This window comes from Candidatus Amoebophilus asiaticus 5a2 (assembly GCF_000020565.1).
In the GTDB taxonomy this organism is placed as follows: Bacteria; Bacteroidota; Bacteroidia; order Cytophagales; family Amoebophilaceae; genus Amoebophilus; species Amoebophilus asiaticus.
In genome coordinates this window covers 1,667,437-1,682,252 of the sequence record NC_010830.1, presented here as the reverse complement: position 1 = coordinate 1,682,252, position 14,816 = coordinate 1,667,437, and the positions used below count along the sequence as shown (strand labels likewise).

The 14,816-nt window shown below is 35.6% G+C and carries 10 protein-coding genes and 5 pseudogenes; 8 read left to right on the top strand and 7 right to left on the bottom strand.

Going from position 1 to position 14,816, the window contains the following annotated elements; genetic code table 11:
* Positions 1-274: 274 nt before the first annotated feature.
* Positions 275-1,252 (top strand): hypothetical protein, encoded by a 978-nt coding sequence (locus AASI_RS06755; RefSeq protein ID WP_012473373.1) that lies wholly within the window; start codon positions 275-277, stop codon positions 1,250-1,252.
* Positions 1,253-1,260: 8 nt separating this feature from the next.
* Positions 1,261-2,934, top strand: a complete 1,674-nt coding sequence (locus AASI_RS06750) for an ankyrin repeat domain-containing protein (RefSeq protein ID WP_238541616.1) — start codon at positions 1,261-1,263, stop codon at positions 2,932-2,934.
* A 59-nt stretch (positions 2,935-2,993) separates the two neighbouring features.
* Here the strand turns inward: AASI_RS06750 and AASI_RS06745 are convergent, their stop codons facing one another.
* Together AASI_RS06745 and AASI_RS06740 are read right to left on the bottom strand one after the other, a co-directional pair.
* Positions 2,994-3,821 carry an IS5/IS1182 family transposase gene (locus AASI_RS06745; protein ID WP_012473371.1) on the bottom strand — a complete coding sequence of 276 codons (828 nt, stop codon included), beginning with the start codon at positions 3,819-3,821 and terminating at the stop codon, positions 2,994-2,996.
* Between the two features lie 41 nt (positions 3,822-3,862).
* Positions 3,863-4,204 (bottom strand): annotated as a pseudogene (locus AASI_RS06740) (helix-turn-helix domain-containing protein); the annotation flags it as partial.
* A gap of 443 nt (positions 4,205-4,647) precedes the next feature.
* Between AASI_RS06740 and AASI_RS06735 the strand changes: the two are divergent.
* Entirely contained in the window at positions 4,648-5,328 is a 681-nt protein-coding gene (locus AASI_RS06735; RefSeq protein WP_012473369.1) for a ComF family protein, read from the top strand.
* 581 nt (positions 5,329-5,909) lie between these two features.
* Here the strand turns inward: AASI_RS06735 and AASI_RS06730 are convergent.
* Positions 5,910-6,428, bottom strand: a pseudogene (locus AASI_RS06730) (transposase family protein); the annotation flags it as partial.
* A gap of 45 nt (positions 6,429-6,473) precedes the next feature.
* Between AASI_RS06730 and tnpA the strand changes: the two are divergent.
* Positions 6,474-6,917, top strand: coding sequence for an IS200/IS605-like element ISCaa10 family transposase (tnpA, locus tag AASI_RS06725; protein ID WP_044282811.1), 444 nt, complete (start codon positions 6,474-6,476; stop codon positions 6,915-6,917).
* Positions 6,918-6,943: 26 nt separating this feature from the next.
* Here tnpA and AASI_RS06720 read toward each other — a convergent pair.
* The 4 genes and pseudogenes from AASI_RS06720 to AASI_RS06705 form a co-directional block, all read right to left on the bottom strand.
* Positions 6,944-7,258 (bottom strand): annotated as a pseudogene (locus tag AASI_RS06720) (IS5 family transposase); the annotation flags it as partial.
* 168 nt (positions 7,259-7,426) lie between these two features.
* On the bottom strand, positions 7,427-8,836 hold the full coding sequence (locus AASI_RS06715) for a COG3014 family protein (RefSeq protein ID WP_052290817.1): 1,410 nt from the start codon (positions 8,834-8,836) through the stop codon (positions 7,427-7,429).
* 56 nt (positions 8,837-8,892) lie between these two features.
* Positions 8,893-9,486 carry a penicillin-binding protein activator LpoB gene (locus AASI_RS06710; protein ID WP_012473367.1) on the bottom strand — a complete coding sequence of 198 codons (594 nt, stop codon included), beginning with the start codon at positions 9,484-9,486 and terminating at the stop codon, positions 8,893-8,895.
* A 196-nt stretch (positions 9,487-9,682) separates the two neighbouring features.
* Entirely contained in the window at positions 9,683-11,596 is a 1,914-nt protein-coding gene (locus tag AASI_RS06705; protein WP_012473366.1) for a RecQ family ATP-dependent DNA helicase, read from the bottom strand.
* Positions 11,597-11,866: 270 nt separating this feature from the next.
* On the opposite strand from AASI_RS06705, the gene AASI_RS06700 reads away from it, so the two are divergent.
* The 4 genes and pseudogenes from AASI_RS06700 (at position 11,867) to AASI_RS09145 (ending at position 14,700) form a co-directional block, all read left to right on the top strand.
* Positions 11,867-12,694 carry an IS5-like element ISCaa6 family transposase gene (locus AASI_RS06700; RefSeq protein WP_083758785.1) on the top strand — a complete coding sequence of 276 codons (828 nt, stop codon included), beginning with the start codon at positions 11,867-11,869 and terminating at the stop codon, positions 12,692-12,694.
* Positions 12,695-12,849: 155 nt separating this feature from the next.
* Positions 12,850-13,793, top strand: a pseudogene (locus tag AASI_RS06695) (IS481 family transposase).
* Positions 13,794-13,872: 79 nt separating this feature from the next.
* Positions 13,873-13,977 (top strand): annotated as a pseudogene (locus AASI_RS08710) (IS6 family transposase); the annotation flags it as partial.
* Positions 13,972-14,700 (top strand): Rpn family recombination-promoting nuclease/putative transposase, encoded by a 729-nt coding sequence (locus AASI_RS09145; protein ID WP_262481549.1) that lies wholly within the window; start codon positions 13,972-13,974, stop codon positions 14,698-14,700. The pseudogene AASI_RS08710 and the gene AASI_RS09145, both read left to right, overlap by 6 nt.
* Positions 14,701-14,816: the final 116 nt, after the last annotated feature.

The following is a 14,816-nucleotide window of genomic DNA, read 5'->3' as shown; positions in this document are numbered from 1 at the left end:
TTTACTTCTATAAATAAGCTGCTGGGAATAATCTTTGATAATTAAGAATACAATTTTTGCTCTATAATGTATAATGATCAATCTATACAAATATTAAGGGGCTAATAATGTCTAGAAATAGAGAGAATTTAGTTAGTTCTTTAGGCAAGAAAACGCTTTAAGAAAACTGTTAAATAGGGGTGTACGATATGCTTAGTTGCTTTTGCTTTTATAGAAAAAGAAGTACATTGTTGGCCTCTTAATTTATATGTGTCCTTGTTTAAAGAGGTATGTTATGAAGCCAAAAAGAAACTACAAGTTACTTTATAAACTAGTGTCTATCCTTTTAATGATAGGTGTGTTTTTGGAGAGCTGCACAGGTTTAGGCAATGTGCCTAATACTTTACAACTACCTTCTCGTTCTAGATTGTCTGGTCAAATAATCACTTCAAAGCGTGCTGTTTCATCCGCTTTATCAACAACAGAGGTAAGTAAAAGTAGAATAGAAGGTACAATAACCTCTTTTCCTTTATCGGCTAACCAAGAAGGCGGACAGATACCCCTTACAAAGGACAAGCAGGTACGACCAACAGCTGCTTCTGCTACCTACCCTACGCCGTCTACAACTAAAAAGCCAGCCGAGAACATAGAGAAGAGTCCTCGTACAAATACTACTAAAGGAGTTAAGATATATTCACCTAAACACCAGATAAATGAAGAGTTTGCTACACTATGCAAGGGGACATTTATATCAAAACAAGGTTATAAGACAGAATTTTACCAAGAAGGTGGAGAAAGACAAGCTTTGGCAATAGAACGAGAAGGCTTTTTAAGTAGGGCTCATCGGTTAACTGTATATATAGAAAGAGGCTTTAGCGTAGCTGGTTTAGGGAATTTGGATAAGAAGATAGCATCGCGGTATATAGATGTGCATTTTGCAAAACAAGGACAAAAAGGATATGTGTATATAGGGAAGCCTGAAGGTTTATATGGGGGAGGAAAACGTAAATTGGACAGAGAAGAAGAAAAATGTGTAAGGCAGGTTAAGCAAAATAGGGTAGCAGTAGAAGAAGCTACATTCAATAGTTTGCCCGAAGAAGTTTTATGCCATGTATTAAACTGTTTAAGTAATGAGGAGTTAATTAAACATGAGTACAATTTAGTCAACAAGAAGTTTAGCCATATCGTACACTATATTTTATTTAATCGGGTACGGGATGCGATCAGAAAGGACGATATACGTAAAATAAGAAAGCTACTTTATCTAGGTTAAATCCCAACATATATCACGATGGCTGGGTTACTCCGTTACACCTAGCAGCCGAGAAAGGTAATTATAGCATAGTGGATTTATTAATAGCAAGGGGAGCAGATATTCATGCTAAGGATAATAATGGGCTAAATGCACTTTACAAAGCGCACAAAAACCAGCATGAAGAAGTAGTTGGCTTGTTAAAGTCGAAAACTATTTATCCGTTGCATGAAGCTATTATAAATTGGGACCAAGAAGAGATAGAACGCTTATTAGCGTTAGGAGCTGATATCAATTTTATAGATTCAGATAGCAACTCAGCTTTGCATATAGCTATTGAACAAGCTAATATACTATTGGGTAAACAGTTGTCGGCTATAGGTATTTCTCTTACTAATACTAATGCTAAAGATATTGGCACGAACAGCCTTGTTTATAAAAGTATTCAGTCTCTACAGAAGCCTTATAACCAAGTAATAAAGCTGTTGATAGAAAAAGGAGCTAGCATAGAATCATTAAAAGGATGTTCTAGTGCTAAGGGCTTGTTTAAATATATGAATCCTTTGTGTCTAGCAATTAAATACGGCAATATAGAAATCGCAAAGGAATTGTTAACTCGTGGTGCAAAGATAAACCTTGTGAATTCAAAATGTCAGTTGCCATTACACGCAGCTGCCAAAAGCGGTGATTTGCAAATATTTAATTTGCTAATAGCATATGGAGCTGATAAAAATGCTTTAGATTATAATGGTAATACTTTACTGCATACTGTAGCAAAAGGAGGTAGCCTAAAGTTAATCCTAAGGTTGTTGGATGAAGGGTTCAAGGTTGATGTTTGCAGTAAGAAAAAAATTACACCACTGGAACTAGCTGCTAAGAAGGGTAACTTAGAAGTATTTATACTATTACAAGAACGTCAAATAACTAATGATAGAGGTATTTTTAACACTTCTTCTTTATCTAGAAGACCTTTATTGAATTTTGCAGCCGAAGGAGGTAATGTGGAGTTGGTTAAGCTATTATTGCACCAAGGAGCTAGCATAAGAGAGAGGGATGATTCGGGCGAAACCCCATTTCACTTAGCTGCTAGAGAAGGACATTTAGAAGTTATAAAGTTGTTATTGCAAAAAGAACAACAAGAAACTAATCCACTTACGAGTGATCAAGGATTGCTTCCATTTATGGGTGACTATACATTGCCTTTATTTACGCCTTTATTTACGGGTGGTAATGGATTGCCTCCATTTCTAGATAATTATGTATCTCTTTCACTTATGAATGACCGTGGATTGCCTTTATCACTTAAGAATAGGCTTGGAGAGGTTCCGTTACATATAGCTGTTAGGAAAGGATATGTAGAAATTGTGCGATTGTTATTAGAATATGGGGTTGATGTAAATACGAAAAGTAGCATAAGTCAACGCTCAAAGTCTCCTTTATATATAGCTGCTGGAAAAGGACATGTAGAAATTGTAAAGTTGTTACTAAAACATGGGGCTAATATAAATGATATGAATCAAGTTCCTTTGTATGCAGCTGCTAAAAAAGGACATACAGAACTTGTAAGGTTGCTGCTAGAGCATGGGGCTGATGTAAATGGTATGTATCATCCTTTAAATGAGGATGATCCTCCATTATACATAGCAGTTGAAAAAGGACATATAGAAGTAGTGAAATTATTAGAGCTGCTGCGAAAGAGATAAAATAGAGTAGGAATTTGAATAAAACAGAGAGAGAATCTTGCCAGTAGCGATGCTATTTGTTAAAAAGCATGCTTGAAGTTTATAAGCCCGGATATAATATTAAAGCGCAGGTTATATTTGTTCTGAAAGTTACGGTAAACTTCTGACATAATCTTAAATACCTTGATCTCTCTTATCTTATGCTCTACCTTCATACGTATGGAGGATAGCTTTCTGTTATGTTCTTTCTGCTCCTTGGTTAATGGCCGCTTACGGCTCTTTTTGTAGGGTATCATGACATTGCTCTGTATCTTTTGCCAGCCTTGATAACCACTATCTGCTAGCTTTAAGCTTTCTTTAGGTAAGAGTTTTTCTCCTTTACGGATTTTAAAGTCATGCACTCTTCCTTTATGAGATTTGGATACAGAGAGTATCTTTCCATCTTCTCTAATAACTATCTCTGTTTTTATAGTATGTCTCTTTTTCTTGCCTGAATATGATTTCTTTTGCTTTTTACTAGGCCTTTGCGTAGGCTGTTCACTCACATCTGCTAATATGCGCAATACCTTTTCTGAGGTTAAGCTGCGATCTTTTTTAATGCTAATCTTCTTAGCTAGTAATGGCTCCATTTTTCTTAGCAAGCGGCATATGTTAGCGTTGTGTAAGTTAAACAAATAGCCTAAAAACACATGGCTAATATAAGTGCGATAATACATGAGTACACAGAGCAATTTATCTTCCAAGGTAGGTAAATGACTCATCCTACCATGGCGCAGCTTGCTTGATTCTAGCTCTTCAAATACAGGCCTTACTTTTAAAACTAATTGCTCAAAGGTTTCTAGTCTCAAGCCAGTTATTCTTCTAAAGTTATAGGGATGTTTGCTTATCCTCGCGTAGGTTAAATGCATACTTATTCCTTTTATATAATAAGAATTACATCTTAACCCTTTTTATCTTCTTTGTCAACCTTTTTCGCAGCAGTTCTAATCTTCTTAGCTAGTAATGGCTCCATTTTTCTTAACAAGCGGCATATGTTAGAGTTGTGTAGGTTAAACAAATAGCCTAAAAACACATGGCTAATATAAGTGCGATAATACATGAGTACACAGAGCAATTTATCTTCCAAGGTAGGTAAATGACTCATCCTACCATGGCGCAGCTTACTCGATTCTAACTCTTCAAAGAGAGGCCTTACTTTTAAAACTAATTGGTCAAACGTTTCTAGTCTCAAGCCAGTTATTCTTCTAAAGTTATAGGGATATTTGCTTATCCTGGTGTACGTTAAATGCATACTTATTCCTTTTATATAACAAGGATTACATCTTAACCCTTTTTATCTTCTTTGTCAACCTTTTTCGCAGCAGTTCTAATGCTTAAGCTGATATTATTAGGTATTAAATGAACTTAAACTTATCGTTTATTAACTAGTAGCTAGAAGTAAAAATTAAGGCTTATAGTATTGCTAAAAAAACTGTTGTTTTTGTATTACACAAATAAGAATTATACTGTTTTTGGTAGTACGATCAATAGTAACCTGCTGCTATCAATTAACCCCTGATAGTTGAACAATATACTTGCACTACAATGGTAGCAGGCCCCACCTAAGTTCTATCAAACATCTAATCTATCAATAAGAAGCATATACAACGATAGATTCTATTTGGATATATATATGGTTGTTTTTTGCAAAAATTACGTATTATTTAAAAGTGTCTATGTAAGAGGATTTTTAACATGCTACGTGATTTTGTTAATCTACTATTTCCTAACTATTGTTTGTCTTGCCAAGAGGTACTTATTAAGAGCGAGCAATGGCTATGTACCAACTGTTTTTTTGAACTACCTCAAACCAATTATCACTTAGCGCTTGATAATCCTGTAGCACAAAAATTTTATGGGAGGGTTCCGATTACCTATGCCATGGCATTGTATAAGTTCAGGTCAGGCAATCGTGTACAGCAGTTAATACATCATCTGAAATATGGTAATAAGCCAGCCATTGGAGAACTGCTGGGGGAAATTTATGCATCATATTTATTACAAAAAACTTGGGATAGCAATTTTGATTGTATTGTGCCGGTCCCTTTGCATCCCCATCGTGTACGTGAGCGAGGTTATAATCAGAGTGACTACTTTGCTAAAGGTATAGCTGCTTTACTAGAAATTCCTTGGTACAATAACTGCCTACAGCGTATTAAACATACTAGTACGCAAACACAAAAAGGTAAGGAGGAGCGACTATACAATCTAAGAGATGCTTTTTATGTAGTAAATACCTCTCTTATTCAAGGTAAACATGTGTTATTAGTAGATGATATTATTACTACAGGAGCTACTCTAGAAGCTTGTGCCTTACCACTTTTAGCGGCAGGAGCTAAGGAAGTTAGTATAGCAGCTATTGGTGTTGTAGAGTAATATCTGAATATAGTAGAACAAACATTTATATTCTTTTACAGGTCTATATATAGCTACTCCTTTATATAGCATCTTTTCAAGCCAATAAGCTGCGTAGCGCTCGACATAAGAAAAGTGCTAGTATTTCCATAACTATAATTGGCTAATCCAGCTCTAGTGATGGCCAACACTAAAAGTAAGTGATTTGGTTTTTGCTTATAAGTAATTTACTCGCTAAAGGTTGGGGCAGTAGACTTAAGTAAGGACAAATACCTTGCATAATGCTGTGCCTGAAAAGGAGGAAAGTTTATCTCATAAGTGTATATCAATAGCCGCTCCTGTAGCATGAGCAGGTTGTTTCTAACAGGTGACCTCATTGCTCAATTCCTTTTCTATTCTATTTAATTATTTTTCAGGTAAGCTTATTTCAACGACCTAGTTTACTTTTATAACCAAAAATTATTTGTTGCGTTTGTAAGTTATATATCCATTTAGAAAGTTTAACTTCAACATACATTAATAGAGCTGCTGCGAAAGAGATAAAATAAAGTAGGAATTTGAATAAAACAGAGAGAGAATCTTGCCAGTAGCGATGCTATTTGTTAAAAAGCATGCTTGAAGTTTATCATACCCGCTATAATATTAAAGCGCAGGTTATATTTCTTCTGAAAGTTACGGTAAACTTCTGACATAATCTTAAATACCTTGATCTCTCTTATCTTATGCTCTACCTTCATGCGTATGGAGGATAGCTTTCTGTTATGTTCTTTCTGCTCCTTGGTTAATGGCCGCTTACGGCTCTTTTTATAGGGTATCATGACATTGCTCTGTAGCTTTTGCCAGCCTTGATAACCACTATCTGCTAGCTTTAAGCTTTCCTTAGGTAAGAGTTTTTCTCCTTTACGGATTTTAAAGTCATGCACTTTTCCTTTATGAGATTTGGATACAGAGAGTATTTTTCCATCTTCTCCCATCACTATCTCTGTTTTTATAGTATGTCTCTTTTTCTTGCCTGAATATGATTTCTTTTGCTTTTTACTAGGTCTTTGCGTAGGCTGTTCACTCACATCTGCTAATATGCGCAATACCTTTTCTGAGGTTAAGCTGCGATCTTTTTTAATCTCTTAGGGTTGAATTCCCCGCCGCTTGCGGCGTAAATTGCATATGTGAGTAAATATATCCATAAGAGTCATAATGTAACAGTGTTGTTGTATCATTTGGTCTTACCAGCAAAATATAGGCGTGTAGTTTTTGATAAGGAAGTAGATGAAGCCTTGAAAGAAATTTGTATTAAGATTGAAGAGCGTTATCAAATTAAGTTTTTAGAAATAGGAACCGATAAAGACCATGTATATATGCTGGTACAGAGCGTTCCAACATATAGCATAACCAAACTCGTAACGCTAATCAAAAGTCTTACGGCAAGGGAAATATTCAAGCTGTGTCGGCAAGTAAAGAAGCAATTATGGGGTGGGGAGTTTTGGAGTGATGGATATTTTGCAACTACTGTAGGTAAGCATGGAGATGAGAAGATGATAGCGCGTTATGTGCAAAATCAAGGTAATACGTATGAGATGTTATACGAGAGTAGGCAGCTAAGGTTGTTTTGAATACCCCGCTGCTTGCGGCGGGGTTATTTATTGCTAATCTTCTTAGCTAGTAATGGCTCCATTTTTCTTAACAAGCGGCATATGTTAGAGTTGTGTAAGTTAAACAAATAGCCTAAAAACACATGGCTAATATAAGTGCGATAATACATGAGTACACAGAGCAATTTATCTTCCATGGTAGGTAAATGACTCATCCTACCATGGCGCAGCTTACTCGATTCTAGCTCTTCAAAGAGAGGCCTTACTTTTAAAACTAATTTATCAAATGTTTCTATACTTAAGCCAGTTATTCTTCTAAAGTTATAGGGATGTTTGCTTATCCTGGTGTACGTTAAATGCATACTTATTCCTTTTATATAATAAGAATTACATCTTAACCCTTTTTATCTTCTTTGTCAACCTTTTTCGCAGCAGTTCTAATGAGTTTTACCATACTTGCTTCTGCAATTACCTGAAGGTATTATAGCCTGTTAAAAAAGTTATTAGAGGGGAGCCAAAATTATTATGTACTAAGACTTAGCTAAATAATCAAGCGTATGAATAGGGTAGAAGACAGTCTGATTATGATATATATGCAGTGTAAATGTGTGGCTTTGCTGTAAGTAAGGAGTGTTACTGGACTTAGCTTGGAAGCTGAACTGATGTTTTCCCTCGGGCATCCGCATACGGGTATAATAAATGCTATGTGGAATAGTTTGCCAATTTCTAGTATCTGCTTTTTCTGTAGCAAAATTGACTACACCTAAAATAGTTCCTAACACCTCATTCTGTTTTCTAAGTTGGTATTCTGCTATCTTTTTTAATGCTACACGCAGTAAAGACTTACTAAACTCCCATATCATACGCTCATGCAATACTTGAAAAGAGATCGCATTAATGTCTTCTGCTTGTTCTAATACATATGTATTACCCTGTACGTGTATTGTTGCCTTATTATATAAAAGGGGGCGCTCTACATATTTGGGAAATGCTACCCGTAAAAGATGTAAGTCAGATAGACTCTGATTGGCTTCTCGACTATCATCACCTAATGGAAAAGGAAATATCAGTCCTAAATCTTCATTAACAAAGTTGACTACACCTCCTGCACCTTTGACCAACACAAAGTTGATATGCCATTCATGTTTAATAGGCCCTAAACCACTATTCCATAAACAAATAAAATCCCCACCTTCTGGTTCTTGACTAGGGTCATGCGTTAGCCCGAATTTATGTTTATAATAGTCTACTTGATCATAAAAGCCAGTTTTATAGGCAGCATAGATAAGATCTTTTTTTAGTTGTGTGGGTACTTCTAAACCAAAAAGCCTTTGATAATCTTCTTGATAAATTTCTACAGCATTTCTATAAGCAATAAAAGCATCATTATATTCATAATTAGCTTGGTATATGAGACCCATGAGCACATGAATAAAGGCATCTCGCCTATAGGTATTAGCTGAAGTGTACTTATCGCTTAATTGATTAAGCTGAATGTTAAGCCGGCGACATTCCACTAGGGCAGCTGACAAATCACCCAACTGTAAGTAATTAAGAGCTTTGTAGTAATGGATGAGTAAAATTTCATGATCTTCTCCTCTATATTCAGTTACAGTAGGGTTTACTAAAAAGCTAAGTACTGAATCTACGGGGTGTGCAACAAAGTCTTGATAAATACGATAGGCCTGCTCAAAAAATTGATTGCTAGCCTCATATTGTTGCATAAGATGGTGGGTAATACCACGATTTAAATAATATAGCAACCGCGTTTTACCTCTTGCAGATCGCTTATTTTTTTCTAAAAGTTGATCTGCTTCTAATACTTGTTCGTTTACAAATAGTTGGTGGAATTTAGCATGTTTAGTATAGTATGTACCACAAGCGGCCAAGATAAGACATAAGGAAAGAGATACAAATAACTGAATATATTTCCTTATCATCCTGACTGCTATTATGCTATAAACATAACCTGTTAATTAATAAATATAGCACACTGCTATTTTCTGATATACTTTTTTATCTTCTTATCACCTATCCAAACAATTTCATTGGTTGCTAGATCTGCTAATTCTAAGTTGACTTGGTAAAATACAACTCGGTGTTTTCCTTCTGCTTTGGTATCTACAATGGCATTAATAGTGCCAAATAGCATAAAATCTGCACCTAATTCTCGTCCTAGCTTTTTCTGTACTTCAGTAGAGTTCGTGTCTTGTTGATCTTGTCTCTCTTTTCGGACTTTTTCTCTAAAAGCACCATGTGTTACAATTCTTACAGATTGTGCATTGATGAGTTCTCGTTCTATATCTTTAATAAAAGGCTCTGCGTCTATATGTTCATGGCTTTTGTTAAGTATATCTCCTACAACTAGTATAGGCTGGCGTTGATATATGCTGATAAAGCTAGGTCTCCAAGGCCTTTTAATAACATCTTGCGTCATTTCTTCTGCTACTAGGCGTGCATCCGTATCATTCCATCTACCACTCAAATCTGTAACTTGGCTTGTGCTAATACGTTTTATAGAGCCACATTCTGTAGATACTAGTGTAAGAAATAGTAGAATTAAGTAGCTAAATATTTTTCTGTGTTCCATAATGAGTCTTTAGAGTAAAATATTAATAAATCTTAATGAAGCCTTTACTTAATTTAAAACTGTATGCTATAGTTTTTTAATGGAATTAGGTAAAAGTTCCATAAGCAAATCTAAATGACTTATGGAATATAAGCCAAAATTTTATTGAAAAAAACTATTTATAGCACATGGTTATGTAAATATATGGAATATAGAATTAGTCATTAGCTCTTAAGATTCTGTTAGCTAAGTCGTATACCAACTCTCCATGGTCTAACATTTGTCTAATGGTGGCTATTACTGTTTCCTCGGGCAAATCTACGCTGTTAATCAATTCTTGGAGGTGGTATGGTGTATCTGTATGTACATGTTTTAAAATAAGATTTCTTGCTATGCAGTAATCATTAGTAGTATGCTGAAGAGATGGTTTACTCAAGCAAATATCACACATTTTACAAGGCTCATAGAAAATTTCATCAAAATATTCTAATAGTATTTGTGCTCTGCAGCGATTTTGATGGGTTATATAGTGAATGACTGCATCAGCTTTTTGCTTGGCTAAATTACTTTTGTGTTGTAAAGACTTAGTATCTAATGGTATATTAGCCGCTGCATAACGAGGTTGTAAAAATGTTATCTGTGGTTTATCGGTTTGTGGAACATAATTGACTACGCCTAGTTGGTGAAGCTTATGAAGCTGCTGAGTAACTGTTGCCGGATTAGTTTGCATATGCTGAGCTATTTTTGCCTCTGAGATAGTACAGAACTCGGAAAAAAGCTCTCCCCCGTACAGCCTTAAAATAGACTTCATAATGGCATCATAGATGGCATGAGCTACCTGAAACGCATAAAGATCGTGGTGGTTAACAGCTATATGCAGCTTAGCAGGTTGAAAAAAGGCTTCATTGAGTCGAATAAGTCCTTCGCTTTCTAATTTTTTGATAGCTTGGTAAGCTTCTTGAGGCTGTATTCTACAGGTATTCGCAAAGTCTTCCCAATCAAAATCATGTGCAGTATTATCATGAGAGCCTACTGCTAGTTGATAGTAGTTGGCTAATTGTTGGTATACCTTTTTAAGCTGCTCAATAGAAGGGTGTTCTTTTTCTATATTTTCTTTTAATTCCAAAATATCCTGCTCATCATATAATATAATGGCATAGGACTTTTGTTCGTCACGCCCTGCTCTACCTGCCTCTTGGTAATAAGCTTCTAAAGTAGTGGGTAGATCTAAATGTACTACTAATCGTACATCTGGCTTGTCGATACCCATGCCAAATGCATTAGTAGCCACCATTACCCTAACTTTTCCTTTTATCCAAGCGTCTTGTCTTTGGGTTCTTTCTGTGTTATCTAATCCTCCATGATAGAAAGTAGTGTTGATATTGTTTTTAGCTAAAAATTGTGAAATCAGCTTGGTTTTTTTGCGGGTGTTAACATAAATGATAGCTGTTCCTTTTATACGGTTGAGTAACCTTAATAAAGCACCATCTTTGTCATCTGTTCTTTTAACAAGGTATGCTAGGTTATCACGGTTAAAACTTTTTTGAAATACAACAGGATTTTTAAAGGCGAGCTTGTCTTGAATATCTTGTTTAACAGCTCGAGTGGCAGTTGCTGTAAGTGCAATAATATTTACGTTTGGTAGTAACGGTCGTAGTTCGGCTATCTCTAAATAGGAAGGCCTAAAGTCATACCCCCATTGAGAGATGCAGTGTGCTTCATCTATAGCTAATAGATTTACGTGCATCTTTTGGACACGTGTTATAAAAAGTTCTGTTTTAAGACGCTCGGGCGAAATGTATAGGAATTTAGTATGCCCATAGATGCAGTTATCTAGTATCAGGTCTATTTCTGCATAAGACATACCTGTGAAAATGGCTGCTGCTGAAATATTTCTTTTCTTAAGCTGTTCCACTTGGTCTTTCATCAAAGAAATAAGTGGTGTTACGACAAGACATATACCTGGTTTGGCTAGTGCAGGTATTTGGAAGCAAATAGATTTGCCCCCTCCTGTAGGTAATAGCGCTAATACATCTTTTTTAGACAATGTAGCTTGTATGATTTCGAGCTGCAAAGACCGAAATCTATTGTATCCCCAATACTTCTTTAAAATGTAATGAACATCTTCCATAAAATCTGGTTGGTGTTAGCTTAAGTATATTTACTCATTAGGTAATAGAAATTACTTTGAAGCTAAATAATATTTTTTAAACTGATAAATGGATGGAAAAGATAATTAAGAATGTATAGCTTAGTATAAAAGATATGCTTATTTAAAAATTGTTTACTATTAGACTGAGCAATATTTGTTAGAGATCAATAGACCTACTGCGAAAGAGGTTGATAAAGAGAGTAGAAAAGGTTAAAATGTAATCCTTGTTATATACTAAAAGGAATAAGTATGCATTTAACCTACACCAGAATAAGCAAGTACCCATACAATTTTAGAAGAATAACTGGATTGAGGCTAGAAACATTTGATAAATTAGTTCAAAAAGTAAGGCCTCTCTTTGAAAAGTTAGAAGCGAGCAAGCTGCGCCATGGACGTCGGAGCCATTTACCTACCTTAGAGGATAAACTGCTCTGTGTTTTGGTATATTACCGCACCTATATTAGCCATGTATTTCTAGGCTACTTATTTAACTTACACAACGCTAACATATGCCGCTTGCTAAGAAAAATGGAGCCCTTACTAGCTAAGAAAATTAGCATTAAAAAAGATAGGACTTTAACCCCAGACAAGGTATTGCGCATATTAGCAGATGTAAGTGAACAGCCTACGCAAAGACCTAGTAAAAAGCAAAAGAAATCTTATTCAGGCAAGAAAAAGAGACATACCATAAAAACAGAGATAGTCATCAGAGAAGATGGGAGAATACTGTCTGTCTCCAAATCACATAAAGGAAGAGTGCATGACTTTAAAATCCGTAAAGGAGAAAAACCCTTACCTAAAGAAAGCTTAAAGCTGGCAGATAGTGGTTATCAAGGCTGGCAAAAGCTACAGAGCAATGTAATGATACCCTACAAAAAGAGCCGTAAGCGGCCATTAACCAAAGAGCAAAAAGACCATAACAGAAAGCTAGCCTCCATACGCATGAAGGTAGAGCATAAGATAAGAGAGATCAAGGTATTTAAAATTATGGCAGAGGTATACAGGAATTTTCAGAAAAAATATAACCTTCGCTTTAACATTATATCCGGGCTTATAAACTTCAAGTACGCTTTTTAACAAATAATGTCGCTAGAGCCAAGCTCCCTTCTTTATTTTATTTAAAATTCTACTCTATTTTACCTCTTTCGCAGTAGGTCTAATTGTTTGGTCCCCAACAATTATGGTTATATTAGCAAGACTGTTATTAGTGATAAAAACCAAGTAAAAAAATTATGGGACAACTACTACATAAATGCGCCAGGACAACAGAGAAAACTCGTAGAGAAATACAGTTATCAAAAGAGAGTATAGCTTCCCTTGCTAGGCGTTTTGGAGTTAATCGTAAGACAATAGCTAAATGGAAAAATAGGACTTCTTGCCAAGATGTACCTATGGGGCCTAAAGTAAAGCGTTCTAAGGTGTTAACTGAGCAAGAAGAGAAGGTTGTTATTGCTTTTAGAAAGCTGACTCAATTGCCCTTGGAGACTCGCTATACACTCTACAAGAAACTATACCTCACTTATCGCGTTCTACTTTGCATCGCTGCTTTCAGCGACACGGCTGCCCTAAGCTAGAGAAAGTGAAGCTTAACAACAAAGCAGCTAAGAAGCAGTTTAAAACTTATCCTATCGGCTACTTCCATATAGATATAGCAGAAGTTCAGACCGCCCAGGGTAAACTGTATTTGTTTGTGGCAATAGATAGGACTAGTAAGTCTTGTTATGCCCGCTTATATGCATTTGCTTCCATGTCAGCAGCCGTAGGCTTTCTTGAAGACCTGATAGCTTTTGTTCCTTATAAGATACATAAAATACTTACTGATAATGGTGTACAATTTACAAACAGGAAAGAAGGAGAATTAGCGCTCGAGCATATGTTTGACCGCATTTGTGAGCAAGAAGGCATCGTTCACAGAAGAACGCAGCTGGCCCATCCATGGACCAATGGCCAGGTAGAGCGCATGAACAGAACAATCAAAGAGGCTACTGTGCAAAGCTATTATTATAGTAGCCATCAGCAGTTAGAGCGGCACTTAAATGACTTCTTGTTAGCTTATAATTTTGCTCGTAGGCTTAAGGCACTCAAGGGCAAAACTCCTTGGCAATTGATAGAGGAACAATGGCAAAAAATCCTCACCTTTTTCACCAAAATATTAATACCTTTACTAAGGGACTAAACATCTAATGAAATGGCACTGTTGCAAAAGGAGGTAGGGGTACTAAATTATGTTGAGATAAGCAAATTAAGAAAGACAAATGAATGTCTTTAAAAGGCGGCATTTCAAATATGATATAATCATATGGGCAGTAAGATGGTATTGTAAATACGGGATAAGTTATCCTGATTTAGCAGAAATGCTTTATGTATATACGTTAATAGAGAACCAGAGTACCCATAATAAACTGATGGCTTTTAGTATGCTATCCTACAATGTGGCACTTATGGAACAACACTTGAATGAGGGGTACCAGGAGTTACCTATCATTGTTAACATATGTATATATACTGGTAAAAAAAGTCCTTATCCATATTCACAAGACATTTGCGATTATTTTGAAGGCGTAGAACTAGCTAGAGAGCAGATGTTTAAGCATTTTAAACTTCTGGACTTAAGTGTCTTATCCCAAGAAGAATTACTAAAAGATGGAACGTTTGGATCAGTGGAAGCATTGCTTAGACAGGGTAGGGAGCGGGACTATTTGAATTGGATAAATAATAATCAAGTATTAATTTGGGAGTTAGTGAGTAATTATGGATTAAGTATAGTAATTTATATACTCACAACCGATGATAAGAATGATGCTGATTATCTTATGCAAGCAATAATAGAAGCAGTACTAGAACAAAAAGAAATTATTGTGACAGCCGCACAACAATTAAGACAAGTAGATATACAAACAGGACTTATAAAAGGCATCAAGGAAGGTATCGAACAAGGTAAGGAAGAAGGTGTTAAGTTAGGTATACAAGCTAAAGCACAAGCTATCGATAAAAGTATGCTTAAAGAAGGACTTGAAATTAGTTTAATTCAGAAAGTAACAGGGATTAGTAGAGAAGCTATAGAAAAGCTTACAAAAGAATAAAATTAGTTGATAAGTGTCCTTTAAGTCTATGCTTCAGCTATAGTATGGACTTAATAACATATATTATCGAGGGTATTGGTGGATTTCCAAAAGAAATAGAGTAAAGCTAATTTTTG